Here is a 21750-nt window from a genome sequence, read left to right on the forward strand (position 1 = left end):
GAATTAGTCAAATACTATTTTGGTTTATAATCTTATGTAACTTATCAGGTATTAAAGGTGAAAACACTGAAGAATTCTATTGATTGTCGGACAGTTAGAATAGGTGTTGGAATTGAAGGCAACTGATTAGCCAGAAGATAAATTTCGCAGGTATATTTTAATCATGAGTAAGTTAACAATTAACAAAAAGTCATATTGCAAAGCACCAATAAATTACAATTATATGATAATCTTTTCTGGAATTTTGAGGCGTATCTTTTTACTATCAATCACTGTTGTAACAGTATCGTGTAAATCAGACCCTGAGCCACTTGTTATCGCGGGAGGAGGGCATGATATTAATTATAACTTCACCAATCTTACACCTCGTGTGATTCCTGTAGGATATTCAGGTGATGTTCTTCTTGAGATTAATAGTATGAATACAACAAACTTAATATTACAAACAGCGTGGCAGGAAACAATTGAACTGAATGATAACGGTGCTAATGGAGATAAGAGAGCTGGGGACAAAATATTTTCTGTTTTTCTTAATGCAAAGAAGATTTTGGGAATGGTTCAACCCAATGATATTTTCAGACCTTATGTCGGACGTATACAGCTTGCACAGGGATACCTGAGTATTTTTGCTGAAGTAAGTTCCTCAGACATTCCTTTACTTTCCCCGATTAAAATTTCAAACTCAATTCAACAAACTCCGCACCTTGTTAACCTTGTGTCGGATAGAATAAGCCCCGATAACCTTACAGATTACATTAAAACATTCTATTCTGTATTTGAAGATGAATATGATTTTATTGTCATTATTTATCCTGGGTACAATTTAAACAGGCATCATATTGATGTGAAACTTAACATTGACGGCATAGGAAAGCGTCAATATGACGTTACGGATGAGTATGGCTCGTCCGGACGACTACTTGGTATCAATGTATTTCCGAATGCTCGCTTTTTTGATGGCGCAAGTGTCGGTTATCAGCATGAACTTGGACACTACTGGGTTAGTTTCTTAGACATTCCGTCTTTGAGAAGTGCCAGACCTCATTGGCCTCTTTCCGATTTGGCAAACAGTATCATGGGTTACTCACCGGGTGGCGGACAAGGATTAAGCTTCCCTTTTGATTTGGAGTCACAAGGTGAAAACTCATGGTTGCTAAAGCCGAGAGCAAATCCTGCATCATTTAATGATTTAGATCTTTACTTAATGGGACTCCTTCCAGCTGAAGAAGTGGTTCCACACATAGTATTTGAAAATCAGAATCAAGTAAGTCAAACTAATGCTGTATTAACAGGACCAATCGAGATACTTTCAATAGATAAAATCACGAATGAAATGGGTGTGCGTGAGCCATCAAGTGCAAATTCTCAAAAAAAATTTGAAATTGCGACTATCATCGTTACACAAACGCCTTTAAGTGATTATGAGATGTCCTTTTACGATTATTTCTCTGCACGCGCTGAGCTAAAAGAAGAAGTAACAATTAGAGAAGGCTTTTCTGTTTACAAAGGCTGGCCTTTCTATTTATCTACAGGTAACAGGGGAGAATTAGTGACAACATTTAAGTAATGAAGAATCTGAAAGCTGATATAATTTGAACTTGACTAGTTTAGGCCAGTCGCCAGATCAGAGGTTTTGTCATTTATGTGACAAATGGTTTTATTTTATCAAAGGTGCATTCCAACCTCAATCAGTGTGAGTATGTCTAAAAAACATAGTAACCTTAAATTGTAAACCAGATGCTTAAGAAATGTATTGTGCTAGTATTAGCCGTTGCGATTCAGGTTGGATTCGTATCCTGCTCAGAAAATGGACTCAAATCTGAGGATCAACCCAGTGTAACTAGTTTGAAGTTAACTGGAATGACCGAGTCACAAAAAATGGATTTAAGACTTGTTGCCTGGCAATATCTTGAAGATAAAAGCTGGACATCTAGTGTTACACATTCCTATGAAGAAGCCCAATTGGATGAGTCAAGTTGGGGGGAGATAGCGACCATCGTAGTAACATTCAGAACTATTAATGATTCGCTGCTAGGCCCTTTTCGTGTTCATGTAGATCCTGTTAGTATGCAAGTAGTGGGTGTTGCGCCAAGACTCTAATTTCAGGGAAGGGCATTAATCTGTTTAAAAAAGTGGTAGTGGCCAAATTATTCTGGCTCTACCACTTTTTGCTTTATAGATAATTTGTCAGACATAACAACCACGCTTTTCTAGTAACAGTGCTTCTGACTCAGTAAGTAAATTAGTACGTATGATAGATTAAAACTTAGTTTAGCAGTACATAATATTATAATCTTGTAATACTTGCAAGCTATTTGACAATCGAAATCTTATAAATGAGCGAAACTTGTGTATTGATAAACCATGATTCGCGCATTAAAACAAAACTGGAAGATATATTCAATGGAAGCAGTGTGCCTGGGTCTGTTTATGATCTCGGCCTCTTTTTTTGCAACAATTCTGGAATCACCTACATCTGTTATTCATAAAATGTTGCCAGATGATTTTATTAGGTTATGCCTGATGGGATTGGCAATGGGTACTACAGCAACCTGCATTTTTTATTCGCCCATGGGTAAACTTTCAGGAGCACACATGAATCCTGCAGTTACGATTACATTTTACGGACTCGGAAAAATTAAAAAATATGATGCCATTTACTATAGTCTCTTCCAGTGCTTAGGAGGTGTAGCAACTGTATATATGATGGCATGGTTGCTAGGTGATTCTTTTAGAAATATGCCCGTTAACTACGTCATCACAGCACCAGCTATGGGTAAGGCTTTAGCGTTTGTCACTGAAGTTGTTATTGCTTTTGTAATGATGATGATGGTGCTTATCACCACAAATCATGCACGCCTCGCAAAGTATACAAGTGTGTTGGCAGGCTTGCTCGTAATGATATATGTAATTGTATCGGGTCCCGTTTCAGGATTTGGAATGAACCCTGCACGTACACTTGCATCAGCCATACCAGCCAATCAGTTTCCATCTCTTTGGATTTACATTGTTGCCCCCTTTATGGGAATGTTTTCTGCAGCCTCACTTTATGGAGTTTTCAATGGCAAAGTTATTTGTGCAAAATTTCACCATGCACATTCTTATCGTTGCATTTTTCGCTGTGGGTATTGCAAACACCAAAGTGGGAGTAATACTCAGCAATAATTATAAATACTACTATCACTAAGTAATGGATGAACAACTCGAAAGCATGAATACTAAATACGACATTATCATTATTGGATCAGGGGCAGGTGGAGGTACTCTTGCTTACAAACTTGCGCAATCTGGAAAAAAAATATTGATCCTGGAACGCGGTGATTATATACCTAAAGAGAGAGAAAACTGGGATGCAAAAGAAGTATTTACTGTGGGCCGCTATCGCACCACCGAGAAGTGGTATGATAAGGACGATCAGCCTTTTAGCCCATATACACATTATGCTGTAGGCGGTAATACTAAAGTATATGGAGCCGCCTTATTTCGACTTCGCGAAAGTGATTTTATGGAGACAAAACACTACGGTGGTATATCACCAGCATGGCCTGTTCGATATGAAGATTTTGAACCGTACTACACAATTGCTGAAAAGCTTTACAGTGCACACGGTAAGCGGGGTGTTGATCCTACAGAGCCGAAAGCATCTATCGAGTATCCATTACCACCGCTTATGCATGAACCAAGTATGCAGGAGTTGTATGATTCTATACAGTCCTTGGGTTACAGGCCTTTTCCATTACCAATTGGTGCTCGGTTAGATGAGAATGGTAAGGATGGTGCTTCTCCAGTGAAACTGAGCAATTTTGATGGGTTTCCTGATTTAACGGAAGCAAAAGCAGATGCACAGGTAATTTCTATAAAAGAGGCCTTAAAACTGCCCAACGTAACACTGCTCACTCATTCATATGTTGATAGATTAGTGACTGACAAATCAGGTAAACAAGTTGCTTTTGTAGAGGTAAAATATAAGAATGAGAAAATTTCATTTCAGGCCGATCTTGTTGTACTGGCTGCTGGTGCAGTTAATTCTGCGGCCATCTTATTGCGTTCAGAAGGAAGGCAACATGATATAGGCCTGGCGAACAGTTCAGGGTTGGTAGGAAGAAATTACATGCTTCATCAAAACGGATGTGTCATTAACATTTCTAAAAAGCCGAACACTTCACAATTTCAAAAATCGTTTTCGTTGTCAGATTTTTACAATCGAGCAGAGGATTCAGAATTTCCATTAGGAACAATACAGCTTATGGGAAAAAGTGATCCAGATACACTTCTGGATTTAGCTAAAGAGCATTTTCCAACAAAATCGTTTGAAGAGCTTTCGGGTCACTCAATAGATTTCTGGATTACTTCGGAGGATTTACCCGCTTACGAAAACAGAGTAACCTTGCGAAACGATGGTTCCATCAAAACCAGTTATACTGTTAATAACAGGGAAGCTTACACTCGTTTAAAGAAGAAGCTCTATGATATACTGGATAAACTTGCCGAGAAAGATTCGCTTTATCGTGACGCAGTAAGAGTTGGTTATGATTTAGGTATTTCGGGAGTATCACATCAGATGGGTACTCTTAAATTTGGTAGGGACCCAAAAACTTCAGTACTGGATGTGAATTGCAAGGCTCACGACCTGGATAATCTATACGTAGTGGATGCCAGTTTCTTTGTTTCGTCTGGAGCGTACAACCCATCGCTTACCATTATGGCAAATGCCTTAAGAGTTGGCGATCATTTGATAAATCGCCTAAAGTAATGTAAAGCAGTAATGAACTAATGCATTGATGTGACATTCACAAGATACTACTTACCAATAATTTTGCTTTGCTTTTACTCTAGCAAGGCTACTGCCCAAGATAGCCGTTGGCTGGTCGGTACAGGCATAACCTATTGCAGCTATCTGGGAAATCCCGGTGTTAATCTGAATGTTACGTACAGGATTATCGGCAACCTTCATATTGGACCAGACTTCTCAGCTATTTTGAGTGATGAGAGAATTGAGAATGGAAAGAAAACAATTCACAAAGAGATAGAGTACAACTTTAATGGAACTTACCTTTTTGAAGTAGGAGAGAAGATTGCTGCATATCCTTTAGTAGGAATAAATTATTCTAAGATAACAGTTCACCCCAGAGGAGAGGACCCTGACAAGCGTTGGGTAACTGCCTTCAATTCTGGGGTGGGTTTGGAGTTAGATACGAAAGTTGTAAAGTTGTTTTTTGAATCAAAATACGTCACGCATTTACAGAAATACGATTTGACCCTTGGGGTATTAATTGGACTATGATTGAATTGGAAGATCTTGTTAAAACACTCACGCTTTCACTGGCTAGCGTTATAGAGGGAATTTCAGCCTTAATTATTGCACATGCAGTGATTAGGGCCTTGATTTTATATGGCCGGACTGCACTATCTGCAAAATCTGTCCTAGATAAATTAATGATCCGGTTGACATTGGGAAAATCGTTAGCATTGTCACTTGAATTTCTACTAGCTGCCGACATTTTACGCACTGCGGTTGCACCTACCTGGGATGAAATAGGGAAACTTGCAGCGATTGCTGCTCTCCGGACTTTACTAAATTATTTTCTGGAAAGAGAATTGAAGCATTCGTCTCAGCATACAGAAACGATGGCAAGTGTTAAGTGACATTTGCTATGCTGTAGTATAAGAATCAACAATTGGCAAATTGTTCAGGTACTAAATTTACATTAACTCAGCACTGTAGGTAGCTTAAAATAGTTTAAAGATCTTAATCATTGAATATTGACTCAAAATTTATGAAAAAAATAACGATACTCATCATACTCCTTACTATAAGCGCTGCAACATTTTCTCAACATGTACAGCGTGTAGATGCAGTAGGTATAACTGTAGCCGATATGGATCGAGCTTTAAATTTCTTTACTAAAGTTCTGCCTTTTGAAAAAATTTCTGAGGTGGAAGTTCATGGATCAGAATATGAACGACTTAAAGGACTGTTTGGCATTCGTTATAAGAAGGTGCGTTTGCGTCTTGGTGATGAAGAGGTAGAACTCACCGATTACCTTACGCCTGGAGGACGATCGATACCGGAAGATGCAAAAAGTAATGATCAATGGTTCCAGCATATTGCCATTGTTGTTAGTGACATGGACTCAGCGTACGCATACTTAAGAAAGCATAATGTGCAACATGTTTCAACATCGCCTCAAACTTTACCAAAAACAATTCCCGCAGCAGAAGGTATAAAAGCTTTTTATTTTCGCGACCCAGCGGGTCACAACCTTGAGTTGATTTATTTTCCGCCAGGAAAAGGAAATCCAAAGTGGCAGAACCCCGGGAATAAGATTTTTCTGGGGATCGACCATACAGCAATTGCAGTAACAGCAACTGAAAAAAGTAAAAAATTTTATGGTGAGCTACTGGGAGTTAAGTACATGGGAGAGAGCCTTAACTTTGGTACAGAACAGGAACACCTGAATAATGTAGAGGGAGCAAAATTGCATATCTCAGGTAATAGCGCAGGGGAAGGCATGGGAGTAGAATTTCTTGAGTATTTTTATCCGGAAAATGGAAGAAAGTATCCATCTGGAACACGTGTTGATGATCTGATTCATATTGAAACGATTATGACTACTGTAGATCTTGATGCATTGTATAATAAGCTAATCAAACAGAAGGTCCCCTTTATATCAACAGGTATTATCTCGATTCCTTCAAAAAATTATTTATATAAAAGAGGGTTTTACGTACGGGATCCCGATGGACACCCTGTTGGAATTTTTGAAAAATAGTTATTTAAAAGATTGCGTGATCTGAAGGCAACTATTTATAAAAATTATTTAGTGCCATTGATACACTTTCATAAGCTGTAATCACCCATTTGCGGATTCAGTCTAGGAAATCGCTAGGTGATTACTATTCAAGTTTCTGGTTTAGCGATCGCTTTTAATGATGGTATTTGAGACGACTTTTCAAATATAAATAATGAAGATGCCAGACTGAGTAGCGTAAATGGGGACGTGTAAGCAATTTTTCCGACAAACCGATTTCTAAATAAGTAGTTCTTAGAATTATGAAAATAATCCAAAAACCATCGACCAAACTACTATTATTGCATATGTGGCCCGGAGCAATGTTGTTCTTGCTCTTTTGTATACTTGCTCCTATGGCCGTCATCTACAGTTTGCCAGTGTATTTTGCCGTATTTCTCTCATCGCTTGTCGTGAGTTCCTTTCAATTATTTTTTTTGTATAGAGTAGCTGTTAGTCAGGGAAAATCAGTTAATGAGATACTCGGCTATCAGAGCAGAATTCCGTTATTTAAATACCTACTATATGTAGTAATGTTGTTACTCATAGCAATAATTTTGGCAGTAGGAATTGCCTCAGTCTTTGAGGGTGCATTCGCCAAGTGGTTTTATTCCATAGTGCCTACATGGTTTAATGTTGCACAACTATCAGGGTTTTCTAAAGGGCTGGTGTTACTTGTTATTGTTGGCCAACTATTGATTGTGTCGATAATCAATCCTGTTGTTGAAGAACTATACTTTCGAGGTTATTTATTAAAGCAGATGGAGCGAATGAGTAGTTGGGGGGTTCCGCTGCATAGCTTCTTGTTCTCTCTTCAGCATTTTCTGCAGCCATACGGATTGTTATCGAGATTTCTTATTTTTCTTCCAGTTGCTTATGTAATAAAAAAAGAACAAAATCTATACATCGGCATGATATGGCACTGCCTTCTTAATGCCCTCTCCATTCTATCATTGATTCAGTATTTATAATGTGCTTGCAATTTTCACGACAAACACTATTGGCATTGTTCTTTTTCTTTGAAGTATAATAAAAAGAAAAATGCAATTTAGTACAGTAAAACTAATGGGTATATTAATGGTTTGTGCGCTAACAACAAATCAGGTAGTAGCCCAAAAAAAACTACTTAATCTTGATGATAAAGGGGTGGTTATTGATGGGTATGATCCTGTCGCTTATTTCACAGAAAACAAACCAGTTAAAGGTACTTCACAGTATCAATCAACCTATCAGGGTTCCATTTATAACTTTATCTCTGCTGATAATAAGAAATTATTTGATGCTGATCCAGAAAGATATGAAGTACAATTTGGAGGATTTTGTGCATATGCCGTATCGCAAGGACATGTATCACCCATTAATCCTAACTTCTGTATAGTACAGGAAGACGATAAAGGCGTAAAGCGGTTAATCTGCCAGCACAACCAAAAAGCATCAGATCTGTGGAATAAAAATCCCAACGGACTATTAGTTGATGCTTTTAAATATTGGCCAGTGGTAGAGAAAAACGGTGGCAAGCAAATACCTATAAAGGGAGCCGAACATTTCTATATTAATCTTGACGAAACAGGATTAGCGAATCAGGGATATGATGTGGTTGCTTATCATACAGAAAATAAGGCTGTAAAAGGTGAGGCAAAATTCACCGAGTGGTTTCATGGTGCTAAATACTATTTTTCGTCAAAAGAAAACCAGGAGCTGTTTCGTGAGACACCTAAAAAATATTTGCCGCAATATGGCGGTTTCTGTGCGTATGCTATGAGCCTAGGGAAGATACGTCCTGTTAACCCTGAAATATTTTCTATAGAGGAAGGTCGGTTGATGCTACAACATACTAAAGAAGCGTATGATCTTTTTTATAAAAACGTAAAAGACAATATTATTAAAGCTGACAATAAATGGCCTAGTGTCGAACAGAAAAAAGCCGGGCATAAGGTAAAATTTGATAAGCCTGCAAAGTAAATTATTTCTATTCATCTACACTCAAATTCTATCAATATGACAAAATTAACATTTGCTATTCTGTTATTACTAAGTGCAACAGCATGCTATGCGCAGCTTGGTACACGCCAGTCGTTAACACTTGAGGCGGCAAAGAAAATTGTAGCGGAGGCAAGAAAGTATGCAGCCTCTATTAATGCACCTCATGGAGGTCCCGCTATTGCTATAGTGGACCGCGGAGGTCATTTACTATACCTAGACCGTCCTGAGACAACATTTGCAGGATCAGGCATGGTCGCTTATGAAAAGGCACATACTGCAGTTATGTTTGAGCAGCCTACACAAAACATGGAAAATGCTATAAAGGGTGGACGAACACCACTTGTAACGGTAGGCTATGTAATGCTGGAAGGTGGCGTTCCTATTATCTATCAAGGACAAATTGTGGGAGCTATTGGTGTGAGTGGTGCTTCAAGCTCTGCTCAAGATGTAGAAATTGCTCTTGCTGGTTCTAAAACAAAAATTGATTAAGGTATGAAAGGGTTGTTTCATGCAATAGTCGGGAAGTCCCGCTTAGGCGTAGCGGGCTTCTTTCTCATTTCTTTTTATGTTGCGGGGCAGGAGTCTGTTGAATTAGCACTCGATAAACCTGTTGCAATAGTCGATCTTAAAACCAAAGCGGGTGTAGCACTTGTGAATGGCGAGTGGCGTTACTCGGATGCCCAGATTGTTGAAAAGGATTTTAAGGCACCTGGCGCATTTAAGGACGATAAACTTGCGCTATATCCCACAGGTAAAAACATTAAAACACACGATATCACACCGAAAGCTGGCGCAAAAGATTTCGATGATAACAAATGGGAGAAACTTGATCCTACCTCGTTAGAAATAAGAAGGGGGACCGGGCTATTGTCTTTTAACTGGTACAGAATTAACATTACTATTCCTGAAAAGTTAGGTGATTTTTCAACAGCGGGTTCAACAGCCGTTTTTGAAATTGTAATGGATGATTACTCGGAAATTTTTATTGATGGGAAGCTAAATAAATCAACAGGTCAGTCGGGCGGGGGTGTAGTGAAGGGTTGGAATGCGCGAAACAGGATAATCATTGGTCAAAATGTTAAACCTGGACAGCAATTTCAATTGGCGGTGTTGGGAATAAACGCCCCCGTAGCCGACTTACCAGAAAATTATATATGGATTCGCTCTGCTACAATCGACTTCTACAGGGAGTTCCCTCTCAAAAATCAAACATGGAAAGATGTTGGTGAGATTGTGAGAATTGATCCAGCCTTAGATAAGATTATAGCCCCTGGTACCAAAATTGAAAAATTGGCTACAGGGTTTCAATTTACCGAAGGTCCTGCTTGGCACCCGGATGGTTATCTTGTTTTCTCTGACCCAAATACAAATGTAATTTATGCCTACAAGCCTGAGAGCGGAAACGTGGAAGTATACAGGACAAAAAGTGGCTATGCAGGGGTAGATATAGGGGAGTATCATCAGCCGGGATCGAATGGGTTAACCTTTGATAAAGAAGGTAGATTATTGATTTGCCAACATGGCGAGCGAAGAGTAATTCGTATTGAGAAGAAAGGACCTGTTACAGTTCTGGCGGATAATTTTCAAGGAAAGAAATTGAACAGCCCTAACGATTTAGTCTTACGTTCTGATGGCATGTTATTTTTTACCGATCCACCCTACGGACTACCAAAAGCTTTTAATGATCCAAGAAAAGAAACTCAGCATAGCGGTGTGTATGCAGTCGTTAATGGACAAACTGTACTATTGACTACCGATTTGAAAGGTCCAAACGGGATTGCCTTTTCTCCTGATGAAAAGTATTTGTATGTAAGCAATTGGGATATTAATGATATTCATAATACAAAAGTGATTATGCGATACGATGTTGCAAAGGATGGAACTCTAAGTAAGGGCATAGTATTCTTTGATATGAATAAAACAGATGGAGAGGATGCGTTGGATGGATTGAAGGTTGATATAAACGGCAATGTATTTTGTTCCGGGCCAGACGGAATCTGGATTATTTCGCCTGAAGGTAAATACCTGGGGAGGATCAAAACTCCAGAGCATGCGGCAAACATGGCCTGGGGCGAAGACAGACATACATTATTTATTGCTGCAAGCGCAGGAATTTATAAAATCAGATTGTTGAGTAAAGGGACTACAGCCGGTAAGTAGGCTATTTTCTGGCAGTCTCATGGAAGAATTTTTTCACTAATGGCCAGATTTTAAGAAGTTAAGGTAAATATTAACCTTAACTTTTTAATATCTGGGTAGTGATAATTTTTATGTTGATGCTTTTCTGTGATCTTTTGTAAGGCAGCTTACACTATTTGTATCTAATAATTAGGCATTATTCTGCTTTTGTCTTATCCCTGTCAGTAATTTGGCTGCAGATTCCTAAAATTTGAATGCTAACATTGTTTATTAATAAGTAATTTGCTTAAAAATTAATCCTTGTTAGGAGCCATTATGGTTAGAAAAGTAATGCACCATATGTATGGAGTTCTGGCTTTGGTATTATTTTTTTTTGCAGGAAACACAATAGTTCTGGCGCAAAAAAGTACAAAGTTAGACAGTCTGTTGCTTCTTGCCGGTGACATGAACCAGCATGATACCCTACGGGTTAATGCTTACGTTAGAGCATCTGAGTTAGTATATAATAGAGACACTGGTTCCTTTTTTCTTATGCTTGCCGAAAAGGCTTTTTCCCTTGCTGATTCGATTCGTTATGTAAGGGGCAAAGCATCTGCACTAAATGGGTTAGGCTATTATTACCGCTTTAAAGTACAAGATTATGATAAGGCCATTCCTTATTTTTTAGAAGGTAAAATTCTATTTAAGGAACTAGGCGATGTAAATGCCTATGGTACAACCTGCATTAATCTTGGTATTTTACATCAATACCAGGGTAAATTAAATAGTGCTCTTGAGTATTACTTTGAGGCATCGGAGGCCTTTGATGAAAATGGTGAAGGGAGGCACAGAAACTCAGGATTAGGATTTGAATTAATCGCATACATTTACCAGCTGAAAGGTGACTATGTACGGGCAGAAGAGTATTACAATAAATCAATTGCACTCTTCAGAAAAAATAAAAGAACGATATTATTAAGAGAGGTCTTGTTAGCTTTAGCCGATTGCTATATTGAGCAAAAATTAACTGATAAGGCACTGCAAACTATCCAGGCTGCAAGAATGGTGAATATTGAAGGTGATAGAGGGGGAAATCCTGCCCATTATATGGTTCAGCTGCTTCTGACAAGCTCCCGGTTGCTTCACCTTCAAAAACGTTGTGACTTATGCATACAAAAACTGGACAGTGTAGAAGTATTGTCAAAGCAATTCAATTACAAGCTTGAGCCAAATTATTATACAGAAAAGGCATCATGCTATATTGGCATAAAGCAATATGATAATGCCCGGAGGGAAATTGATAGAGCAATCCTGTTAAATGAAAAATTAAAGTCCCCTGATTTGCAAGTGAATATAGCCAAATTACAGGCTACTATTCTTGAAAAAACTGGAAATTTAGTCGAAGCGCTCAAGCTTTTTAAATTATACTCCACGCTGTCCGACAGCCTATCGCTTGCCAAAAGCAGAATAAATGTAGAAGACATTGAGCATAGACTTGAGGCTGAACGAAAGGAGAAGGAGCATACCGTTCTGAAAATGAATTTGGCTATTCAACAGCAAAAAGTCAGGAATCAGAACTGGCTTATTGCTATCGGATCAGTCGTACTGATATTGGGTGCAGGAATTATCTTTGTATTATTTACTTCACGTACTCAGATACGAAAAAAGAATTATTTATTAAGTGAGCAGAATAAAGAAATACAAGCTCAAAATGAGGAGATCACTTCGCAACATGAGGAGATTACATCTCAGACAGAACAACTAAGATATAAAAACGAATACCTTGAATTGCAAAATGAAAGACTGGAGGAAATTAACCAGGAAAAGGATGGGTTGATGGGGGTTGTGGCTCATGATTTAAGAGCACCTCTTAATCGAACAAAGGGTCTTGCAAGTTTATTGCGTACGCGCCAGTTGCCGCACGAAGATGTTGCCATTATTGATAAAATTATTACCGTTAGTGATGAAGGACTAAGATTGATTAAAGATATTCTAGACATCAATGCGATTCATTATGAGTCAGAAAAACCTGTATTTATGGCCATTCATCTTAAGACTTTTTTACAGGATGAAATAATTGCGCCTATGCAGGAATCTGCTGCGCGAAAGATGATAGAATTGTTTGTTGTTGTAGATGATAAAATTGAATTGCTTACTGATCCCTCTTCTTTCAAACGAATTTTCGAAAATCTGATTTCGAATGCTATCAAGTTCTCACCACCTCAGACCAATGTAATAATAAGAGCTACTCAATCGCACGATTTTGTTTTTGTTGGCGTGCAAGACCAGGGGCCAGGCATCAGCGCAGATGATCAGCGCAAAATGTTCCGTAAGTTTCAGCGGCTAACTGCCCGACCAACCGGTGGTGAACATTCCACTGGATTAGGTTTGTCCATTGTTAAATCACTTGTTGAAAAATTGAAAGGTGAAATAACCGTTGAGAGTGATCTTGACGCGGGTACGGAATTTATTGTTAAACTTCCTAGGCAGAATATGCTCCCCTTGTCACAAGTAATGTCTGTTGCTTAATCTTTTTTACCTTTTCTTTTGAGCCAGTTATGGCATATGACGTCAGTTTTTATTCTTCTGATTGCGGCATATTGATTGAGCAAAGATCATTTCATGCGTGCTGTTTACTGACCACCATCACTTAGTGTCATGTTACCATCTGTAACCCTGTCGTAAATATGATTTGCTTTAATTACTGTGCCTTTAATAATTACATCTAATTTTTCACAGGTTGTTGTAAGCATTTCGAGAATTTCTTTGTTCTGTTCCGAGAGCAATGATCCATCCATTAAATTCAGAAGACCAAGAATTGTGGCAACGGGTTGCCTCGTTTCGTGCGACTGGATGTGGCAAATTTCAATGAGCGCTTGTTTAGAAATTTCAAATTTTTTGTTTAGCGATGCTAGGATTACTGAATTCTCAACTATTTTGCTTTGATCATCACTGCGTTGACTGGCAATGAATTTCACAAGATCAGATCTGAATAGTATGCCTTCAAATTTATCATCTGAGTAAACCGGGAGTACCTCTGCATCTTCTCTTAGCATGATAATTACTGCCTCTTCTAGCAGTTCATTTGATGATACCACAGGCTTTTGACTAAGACAATCAATAACGAGATTAAAAGGTTTGCGAAGTATATCATCAGGGGTTAAAACTCCGATTACAGTTGAGCCCAGTTCAGCATCATCATCTATTACAACTAACGCTCCGGCCTTAAGCAGCTTACTTTTATTTAAAAAAGTGCCGCTATAGGGTGAAATTGTTGTATAGTCTGTTTTTATGAAAGGTGCAATTGTCATATAGCTACATTTCGTTTATTCCTGATATTAACTAAAACTCCTCTTCAATATTCAGGTAAGAAATTGAAACCTTAAAATCAAGCTTGAGTAGCTCGCCTTCCGATATAAAAGGGAACACCTTAAGGGTGAGTATTTGCAGAACTTTTTCTTGTGGAATTTTCGTGAGTATTCTTTTATTTACAAAAACAGCTTCTACTTTTTCATGCTCAACCTCAATAACTTCAAAACCGCTTGGGGCAAGAAGGTCAAACGACTTATGCAGGCCAATTTTTCCATGCTGTGAATTTTTGCCAAGTACTAATATATCCTGAAAAGGAGGGAGCTTTATCTCTTCAAATGCCAAACTGATTGAGTATTTATGACTTGAGTGTTTTTTCATTAGACCGCAGAATTTGAAATATAAAGATTAAAAACGGTGTTATGTAGTCATAACTGAATCCATTAAAACACCTCCTCCTTGTAATGTGTGCGAATGTTCAGGATGCCCTATTGCATGTTTTAGAAGTTGACTTAAAAACTAATTTGAAATATGCTTTCTCGATACTCTGATATGGATTTCAGAAAGAACCACTAACTAGACCCACTATTGCTGCATTTCAGAAAGAATTACATTATACACAAAGAGTAATTTTAGTAACCACCAGCATCAGTTAAGTCTTCCCTTGTACTTTTTCCTAAACAACTCGAATCGTGGTAGCGATACATTTTGTACATATTGATTTAAAGGATTATGCTTAATATAGTCCTGATGATACTCCTCCGCCCTGTAAAATTCAGTTAACTGCTTAACTTCCGTTACAATGGCATTATTAAATTGAGGAGAAAAACTCTTTACCGATTGTTTTGCTATGTTCATTTCTTCGACAGTCAGGTAAAATAGAATAGACCGGTAGGACGAGCCATGATCAGGTCCCTGCCTGTCGCGGGTTGTCGGGTCGTGCGATAAGAAAAAAATTCTTGTAAGCTCAGTGTAGCTGATTACTTTAGGGTCGTAATACACAAGCACCGTTTCTGCATGACCCGTAGTTTCAGTGTTTACAAGTTCATAAGTTGGGTTGGGTGTAGTGCCACCGGCATAACCAGAAACGGCTGAATCGATTCCCACGACAGCCTCAAAAATATGTTCTGAGCACCAAAAGCATCCTTCGGCAAATGCTGCAATAGCTTTTCCTTCAGGAGCTGAAAGGTTAACCTTACGCACTTTATTGTACTTTTTGGGCTGGGCCTGACAAGTTAAAAACGCACTGGAAATAATAATTGCTGTGATGGTTGTGACTGTAAATTTCATACTCTGCATACATTTTTTGTTGTAAGCTTAAAACAGCTTGCTAATACTCGACTAATTAATCTAATCCAATTCGGAATCAATTTGAATTCACTATTTTCACATCAGAATAGTTTCTCATCTGGTGGTTTGATGCCCTTTAAACGTAAATAAACAGTCGTTTGCCCACGATGATGGGTTTGATGTTCAAACCCTTTGTTGATTATGGTTTGACGTGTTGATTCAAAGTCTTTTAATTTAATGACTTCAGTAAATTTGTCATCACTTCCCAGGTCCTTAAGAGCATTAATTACATGGTCATAGCTGTCCATCACAACTTTGATAATATCATCCTTTGTTTTAAAATTTTTGTTTTTTTCCAATTCCTGAAATTTATAAGGACTTAACTTTCCTAAAGCCATAGAAGTAAAAAAGTAATTGTCCTCTGCTAAATGAAGTAATTGCTCTGCGAATGTCCTCATTTCAGCGGTTGGTCTAAAGAATAATCCATCTTCGGATACAACAATCAGGTATTCTCGGGTATATTCTTTGGCGCGCTCCCAATCCTTTATTGACTGAATCAGCTGGCTGTTTGTAATCTGTGCACTGCTACTGAATGCGACTAAAAGAAGTAGCAGGATAATGTAATTTTTCGCTTTGTCTATCATGATGTAGGGATATTTTCAAACTAATGTAATGCTGAAAATCCCTGGGAAATGTCATATTTATGTCAAATGTGAAATCATTGAACAATAAAAGGAAATTTGAATACTGGTTTACGTGAATGCCGCATCCGCTGATGTTGCATTGCTACAGTATGCGATTTTATAGAATATTAAAGAAAGTGATTTTTCAGAAATGAAATTCTTCTGGAAAAAAGTACTTACTTCCTATCTATGGACTTCATGCAATATGCAATTCGATTTTCAAAATATAAGAAATGAGATGAAGAACTTACAGCATTCCCGGGATAGCTTTTGCAAAACTGATTTTGGAGCACAAAAGGGCTATGTTAAGCTGATACGTTTGCTGATTTTGTCTTGTATGAAAATTATGTGAAGAGTGCCGAAAAACTGTTTTGCCGCATTATCTCCTTAATCGTCTCATCCGCCTTTTGATTTACATAATTATTCACAAAAGGCCCCATACTGATTCTTTTTACGCCTAATAATTTTAAATCTTCAAAATCTGGTAATCCAGGCATGCACATCACATTGATCGGAAGGTGTGTCACTCTCACTATCTCACTTATGTCGTCCTTACGTGTGACGCATGGGACAAAAATTCCAGATGCCCCGTAATTTTCATAGGCCTTGATTCTTGATACTGTTTCAGTAAGTGCTGAAGGTATATCTAAAAGGAATCCATCTGTTCTTACATTTAGAAATACTTTAAGATTATTCTGACCAATGTAATCAGCTACAGTAGAAAGAATTTTTTGAAATTTCGAAATAGGTTGAAATTGACGAGTAGTGTCTACGATAGTATCCTCCAGGTTTATTCCAACTACGCCAACATCATGAAGTCTACTTATGTTTTTAATAATGCCATCAGTAGTGCGGCTAAACCCACCCTCAATATCTACCGAGAGCGGAATTTGCACAACCTGGGCAACTCTTTTTGCCAATTGAAACAGTGCTTCAAAGTCCAATTTTTCTCCATCCTCATACCCAAAAGTATTGGCTACTGCCTGGCTGGAGGTGCCAATTGCCTGATAGTCGTTCGCCTCAAACAATTTGGCGCTATTGACATCCCAAATATTACCAAGTAATAGTGGTGTGGTGTTATGGTGTAATTGAAAAAAGTTCTCAAAGGAATTCATAAAATTATTTTGGGTCAAACTATAAGCTGAATCGCGCAAATTTGAACCTTAAAATTGCGCAAGACAAAAATTTATTTGTATAAACCTTTCGGGGGAAAGCTTACTTTTAAAGTAAGTTGTAGGTATACCTTTACTGACAAGTGCTACAAAAAACATATACAAATTGATATTTATAGGAAGTCATCAAAACAACTTACAAAACTTCCTGTCATCGCGTCTGCTGTTAATGTCCATGTGGATGCAATGCTTTTCTTGTCTGTTTGCATCTGAATCCAGGTTTTTACTCCATCTTTTTCATATGAAGGAGTGCCTAATAACTTTAAAACTGATTCGCTTAGTTTTTCCGTTGTCTTTTTATCCTTTGTCAGAATACTATATTTTACTAGATGGTCTGAAGCAATTTCCATTTCTACTTTACAGTCTCCAATTGTTTGAATTTTGGCTTTAGGATATATGAGTCGCTGAATAGAGGTGACTGACACCCCGTTGGGATGGCAAACTTTACCATTACAAGCTCTAATATTGTTCTTATCTTGTCCTGCTATAAAGACGGTAGAAAATTTAACTTTTTTAAGAAATGTAATTTCGCTAACCGATTCCGTATTGATTTTCTGCTGGCCGAGCAATAAGTTAGTTGTTAACAGGAACAGGAGACTTAGACTAGTTACTCTATTATCAATAAGCAACATTTTTGTATAAAATTGCATGGATTTGAATATGAATTTAGTGAAGAGTTGTTAAGGTGCAGATGTCTCTTTACTGATATTGTCGGATAGTCGACAAAGCCTAATCTTTTTAAACAAGAAACATAATCAGGACCGAAGACTTTTCTAAATTGTTGTAATGTTTAAAATCTGACACTCGTTGTACACAATACCTACTATTCTTGTGATATAAATTATCTGATTATTAAACATGATGAACAGGTACAAAGATTTTTATAGGAAAATGCATGATCAAAATATTATGTTGACTTATAAAGGAGAGATTACCGGACCATTGGTAAGTGCGCTAATGGATACAGTGGAGCCACGCTTGAAATGCATAGAGCAAAATTTAAGAATTCGGAAGAAACTTTATAATGTAATGTTAGAATGTATCCAGAACATTGCGCATCATCAGGATTTTGATAGAATGATTTCGTGTGAGGATAATATAACACTAATATTGTTGACTTGTGAAGAGGGAGGCTATCTTATACGAACTGGGAATATGGTAGCTAATGTTAGGATTCACGAGCTGAAAGGGTGGCTTGACGTTGTCAATTCACTCTCACCTGAAGATTTAAGAATATCATATAAGAAGATATTAGACAATGGAGAATTTTCTGCGAAAGGAACTGCAGGCTTGGGATTTATAGACATTGCCCGCAAATCTGGGCAGAAGCTTAAATATGCATTTGAGAAAATTAATGATCATTATTCAATTTTCTCTTTTTTTATCACAATCCCAAAATCAGCTGAGCTTAGTTAACAACGTATTTTTATTATGGAATCCCTGATTATACCACCAACAAATTCGACACCTTCTGTAAATTTTGATTACACAACTGGTAAGTTCGAAATCAATGGACGTTCCACCCCAGAACACCCTGCGGAGTATTATGCTAAAATAAGTTCTTGGGTTGATAATTATGTAGTTACCCCCAGACGTAGTACGCATGTGGTTATCTTTTTTGAATATTTTAACACCAGCTCATCCAAATGCATACTCGAGCTTTTGAAAAAATTGTGCACTGTCAGAAAAATGGGATTTGATCTTTCTATTGAATGGCAATATGAAAGTGAAGATGAAGATATGAAAGATGCAGGGCTTGATTTTAGTGAACTGCTAAGAATACCTTTCAACTTAATTACTAGAAGTGTAGAATGAATGGACAAGAAAAACAACTCTTTGATACTGAAGAACGAATATTGGAGAGGTACCGAAATTTGGCATTTGGTAGACGATCACAAAGCTCGACTGATATTTACACACGTGAAGAATTCTCTAAATTTGTTAATAGTTATGAGGAGTTACTAAACCAGGCGAAGTTTATTACAAAAATTAGCGATAGACTGGAAAAAAAATTAGAGTCAGTTAATCATGATTTGCATACAAAAAATACGCAATTACAATCAGTATTAACTGAGCTTACCAAAGCTCGTGTAAGTAATCGCGCACGAGCAATTATCTATACCATAGCGGTAATTCTTTTTGTATTGGAAGAATTTTTTATTGAGCCCGTTATTGACTTTTTAGGTAATGGTATGCTCCTTGGATTTTTGTTGAAGTTATCAATTGTGCTTCTTCTAAAACCAGCAGAAACGCTACTCGAATCAAGGCTGTTAAAAAATAACATAAAGAAACAGTTCACATAATCTCCAGACGAAAACGGAAAAACATTCTCATACTTGGTGGTTGCTCTGACATTCTGAAGTCATTTATATATCCAACCAGAACTCATTCGTTCTCATTCAGTAAAAGTTTGTCATCTATAGCACATTTTGGTCAATAAAATTCACCCAATTTTCGGTTGATAGAGCAAAGGCTATGAAAAGAGTATTTGACATACTGTCTGAAGCGCAAATGAATTCGCTGACACAAGCAATTCAACGAAAGGTTCAATTTAATAATACGCTATCAGTGGTTTCTGTTCTCTTTGTTTTTGTGGTGATGCTGTTGGATATTTACTTTGGAGACTGGCGTTCTTTACCACTATTTGCCTCAGTTCTAATTATTTATGCAATCATATTTTTTCTTAATGTTAGAGGGCATCACTTGGTCAGCAGATTACTGCTTCCTGTAAATTCTCTATTGATGGTCTCTGGCACATTAGTAATCAAGGGTAATCCAGTTGCCCTTTGGTTTTACATATTTATTGCCATTACCTCTATAATGTTGTTTACATATAGAGAAAAAATTTTCTCTATATTAATGATTTTCATTTGTTGTCTTTCTTTTTTTGGATCATTCATTTGGTTAATCACGACAGAGCGACTTTATTTTTCTTCTGACTATGATGTAACGATTTTTCTAATAAGCTATACTATGTGTTTGACAACAGGCATTGTAATTGTATTTATACCTGTACGACATGAGTACTACGCTGAACAAAAACTGGTAGATCTGACCAATGAACTTAAAGATAAATTACGCAAGTATGAAATTATTCATTCTGCATCAGGTGCTATACTTTACGAGTATGATTTGATTAACAACCGTGTGCCACCGAATCCACAAGTTAATCGTATGCTGGGTTATGAAGATAACAGAGCGTACACTTTTGAAGAGTCGGCCGACTTAATACATCCCGAAGACAGAGAAAAATTTATAGGAAAGATTACAAAGGCATTAGCAGATGGCGATACTATTTCATTAGAATACAGAGTTCGAGCAAAATCAGGAGAGTATATCTGGTTATCAGCATCATCAATTATTGACAGAGATACCAAAAATATGCCTCGATGGATGATCGGATCACTTATGAACATCAATGACCGTAAAATGACAGAGAAGAAAATTATCGAGCAAAATGAAATGTTATTGAAGGCCAATGAGGAACTTGATAATTTTGTATACCATGTATCTCATGATGTAAGGGCACCACTAAGTTCCATCTTGGGACTTGTTAACCTTGCAAAAACCTCAAGCAATGAGACTGAACTTAGGAAATTTATCGTAATGATGGGAGAGCGAGCAACAGCATTGGATCGCTTTATTCACGATGTGCTGGCATACTCAAGAAATTCCAGAAGTACTGTCAGTCTGGCAAAAGTTAATTTGTATCAGTTATTAAACTCCATTATTGAGGAGCTTGACTATATGGAGAACAAGCGATTTATTGCTATTGAACTTGCTATACCTGAAGATCTTGAAATTACCTGCGATGTTCATAGAGTAAAAGTGATATTCAGCAATTTGATAGCAAATAGTATAAAATACTATAATCCAGGAAAGAGTCAGCCGTTTATCAAATTGACACATACCCTGAATTGTACAAATCAGCATATAACCATTGAAGACAATGGAAGAGGCATACATTCTGAATTTTTACCGAGAATATTTGACATGTTCTTCAGAGCAACGGACATTGGACCAGGCTCGGGTATTGGTCTATATATAGTCAAGGAAGTTGTTGATAAATTGGAGGGCGCCATTTATGTTAATTCTCAGTTGGGTGAGGGCACATCATTTACAATTACATTACCTATTAATAATATCAATCAACTCACTAATCCAGCAGTTAAGATTTAATTTTTGAAGGTTCTTTTCTTTGAAAATATCAGATTTTGGTTAGAACTCAACCCTATTTACAGGTTCAAGATCATCATTAGCAGTGTATTTTAGGTGTACAATTGCTTAGGAGTACAAGCAGAGTGGCTAAAAATGCGTGTGCACCCATTCTCTATTCATCAATTTAGCAGGCTCGTCAAAATAAATCAAGATTTACGTTACATCCAGATTTTAAGAAAAGGATAA

The 21750-nt window shown here is 37.4% G+C and carries 22 protein-coding genes; 16 read left to right on the plus strand and 6 right to left on the minus strand.

Annotated elements, in window-relative coordinates:
- Positions 1-163: 163 nt before the first annotated feature.
- From ACO1XM_RS03940 to ACO1XM_RS03995, 12 genes are all read left to right on the plus strand, one after another.
- Positions 164-1567: a hypothetical protein gene (locus tag ACO1XM_RS03940; protein ID WP_486226037.1), complete on the plus strand. Its 1404-nt coding sequence runs from the start codon at positions 164-166 to the stop codon at positions 1565-1567.
- A 293-nt stretch (positions 1568-1860) separates the two neighbouring features.
- Positions 1861-2100 (plus strand): hypothetical protein, encoded by a 240-nt coding sequence (locus tag ACO1XM_RS03945; RefSeq protein ID WP_486226039.1) that lies wholly within the window; start codon positions 1861-1863, stop codon positions 2098-2100.
- 264 nt (positions 2101-2364) lie between these two features.
- The gene (locus ACO1XM_RS03950) at positions 2365-3165 is read left to right on the plus strand and encodes an MIP/aquaporin family protein (protein WP_486226041.1); all 801 of its coding nucleotides are present in this window, start codon (positions 2365-2367) and stop codon (positions 3163-3165) included.
- A gap of 25 nt (positions 3166-3190) precedes the next feature.
- On the plus strand, positions 3191-4753 hold the full coding sequence (locus ACO1XM_RS03955) for a GMC oxidoreductase (RefSeq protein WP_486226043.1): 1563 nt from the start codon (positions 3191-3193) through the stop codon (positions 4751-4753).
- A 30-nt stretch (positions 4754-4783) separates the two neighbouring features.
- Complete coding sequence (locus tag ACO1XM_RS03960) at positions 4784-5284, plus strand: hypothetical protein (protein WP_486226045.1); 501 nt, start codon at positions 4784-4786, stop codon at positions 5282-5284.
- Positions 5281-5646, plus strand: coding sequence for a DUF1622 domain-containing protein (locus ACO1XM_RS03965; RefSeq protein ID WP_486226047.1), 366 nt, complete (start codon positions 5281-5283; stop codon positions 5644-5646). Before ACO1XM_RS03960 ends, ACO1XM_RS03965 begins: the two co-directional genes overlap by 4 nt.
- 131 nt (positions 5647-5777) lie before the next feature.
- Positions 5778-6773 carry a VOC family protein gene (locus ACO1XM_RS03970; RefSeq protein WP_486226049.1) on the plus strand — a complete coding sequence of 332 codons (996 nt, stop codon included), beginning with the start codon at positions 5778-5780 and terminating at the stop codon, positions 6771-6773.
- Between the two features lie 374 nt (positions 6774-7147).
- Complete coding sequence (locus ACO1XM_RS03975) at positions 7148-7762, plus strand: CPBP family intramembrane glutamic endopeptidase (RefSeq protein WP_486226051.1); 615 nt, start codon at positions 7148-7150, stop codon at positions 7760-7762.
- Between the two features lie 70 nt (positions 7763-7832).
- A complete protein-coding gene (locus ACO1XM_RS03980) occupies positions 7833-8753 on the plus strand; it encodes a YHS domain-containing (seleno)protein (RefSeq protein WP_486226053.1) in 921 nt (306 codons plus the stop codon).
- Positions 8754-8789: 36 nt separating this feature from the next.
- Positions 8790-9263 carry a GlcG/HbpS family heme-binding protein gene (locus tag ACO1XM_RS03985; RefSeq protein ID WP_486226055.1) on the plus strand — a complete coding sequence of 158 codons (474 nt, stop codon included), beginning with the start codon at positions 8790-8792 and terminating at the stop codon, positions 9261-9263.
- A 3-nt stretch (positions 9264-9266) separates the two neighbouring features.
- The gene (locus ACO1XM_RS03990; RefSeq protein ID WP_486226058.1) at positions 9267-10934 is read left to right on the plus strand and encodes an SMP-30/gluconolactonase/LRE family protein; all 1668 of its coding nucleotides are present in this window, start codon (positions 9267-9269) and stop codon (positions 10932-10934) included.
- A gap of 279 nt (positions 10935-11213) precedes the next feature.
- On the plus strand, positions 11214-13421 hold the full coding sequence (locus ACO1XM_RS03995; RefSeq protein ID WP_486226060.1) for an ATP-binding protein: 2208 nt from the start codon (positions 11214-11216) through the stop codon (positions 13419-13421).
- A 104-nt stretch (positions 13422-13525) separates the two neighbouring features.
- On the opposite strand, the gene ACO1XM_RS04000 is transcribed toward ACO1XM_RS03995, so the two are convergent.
- The 6 genes from ACO1XM_RS04000 to ACO1XM_RS04025 form a co-directional block, all read right to left on the minus strand.
- Positions 13526-14203, minus strand: coding sequence for a CBS domain-containing protein (locus tag ACO1XM_RS04000; protein WP_486226061.1), 678 nt, complete (start codon positions 14201-14203; stop codon positions 13526-13528).
- Between the two features lie 31 nt (positions 14204-14234).
- Complete coding sequence (locus ACO1XM_RS04005) at positions 14235-14546, minus strand: hypothetical protein (protein WP_486226063.1); 312 nt, start codon at positions 14544-14546, stop codon at positions 14235-14237.
- Positions 14547-14849: 303 nt separating this feature from the next.
- Complete coding sequence (msrA, locus tag ACO1XM_RS04010) at positions 14850-15491, minus strand: peptide-methionine (S)-S-oxide reductase MsrA (RefSeq protein WP_486226065.1); 642 nt, start codon at positions 15489-15491, stop codon at positions 14850-14852.
- A 101-nt stretch (positions 15492-15592) separates the two neighbouring features.
- Positions 15593-16135, minus strand: a complete 543-nt coding sequence (locus tag ACO1XM_RS04015) for a DinB family protein (RefSeq protein ID WP_486226067.1) — start codon at positions 16133-16135, stop codon at positions 15593-15595.
- A gap of 383 nt (positions 16136-16518) precedes the next feature.
- Entirely contained in the window at positions 16519-17289 is a 771-nt protein-coding gene (locus ACO1XM_RS04020) for an isocitrate lyase/PEP mutase family protein (protein WP_486226069.1), read from the minus strand.
- A gap of 170 nt (positions 17290-17459) precedes the next feature.
- Positions 17460-17996, minus strand: coding sequence for a hypothetical protein (locus ACO1XM_RS04025; protein ID WP_486226071.1), 537 nt, complete (start codon positions 17994-17996; stop codon positions 17460-17462).
- 208 nt (positions 17997-18204) lie between these two features.
- Here ACO1XM_RS04025 and ACO1XM_RS04030 point away from each other — a divergent pair, with 208 nt between their 5' ends.
- The 4 genes from ACO1XM_RS04030 (at position 18205) to ACO1XM_RS04045 (ending at position 21525) form a co-directional block, all read left to right on the plus strand.
- On the plus strand, positions 18205-18762 hold the full coding sequence (locus ACO1XM_RS04030; RefSeq protein WP_486226073.1) for a SiaB family protein kinase: 558 nt from the start codon (positions 18205-18207) through the stop codon (positions 18760-18762).
- A gap of 15 nt (positions 18763-18777) precedes the next feature.
- Positions 18778-19161 carry a DUF1987 domain-containing protein gene (locus ACO1XM_RS04035; protein WP_486226075.1) on the plus strand — a complete coding sequence of 128 codons (384 nt, stop codon included), beginning with the start codon at positions 18778-18780 and terminating at the stop codon, positions 19159-19161.
- Positions 19158-19649: a hypothetical protein gene (locus ACO1XM_RS04040; RefSeq protein ID WP_486226077.1), complete on the plus strand. Its 492-nt coding sequence runs from the start codon at positions 19158-19160 to the stop codon at positions 19647-19649. Before ACO1XM_RS04035 ends, ACO1XM_RS04040 begins: the two co-directional genes overlap by 4 nt.
- 172 nt (positions 19650-19821) lie before the next feature.
- On the plus strand, positions 19822-21525 hold the full coding sequence (locus tag ACO1XM_RS04045) for a sensor histidine kinase (protein WP_486226079.1): 1704 nt from the start codon (positions 19822-19824) through the stop codon (positions 21523-21525).
- Positions 21526-21750 lie beyond the last annotated feature (225 nt).

Source organism: Chryseotalea sp. (assembly GCF_057350905.1).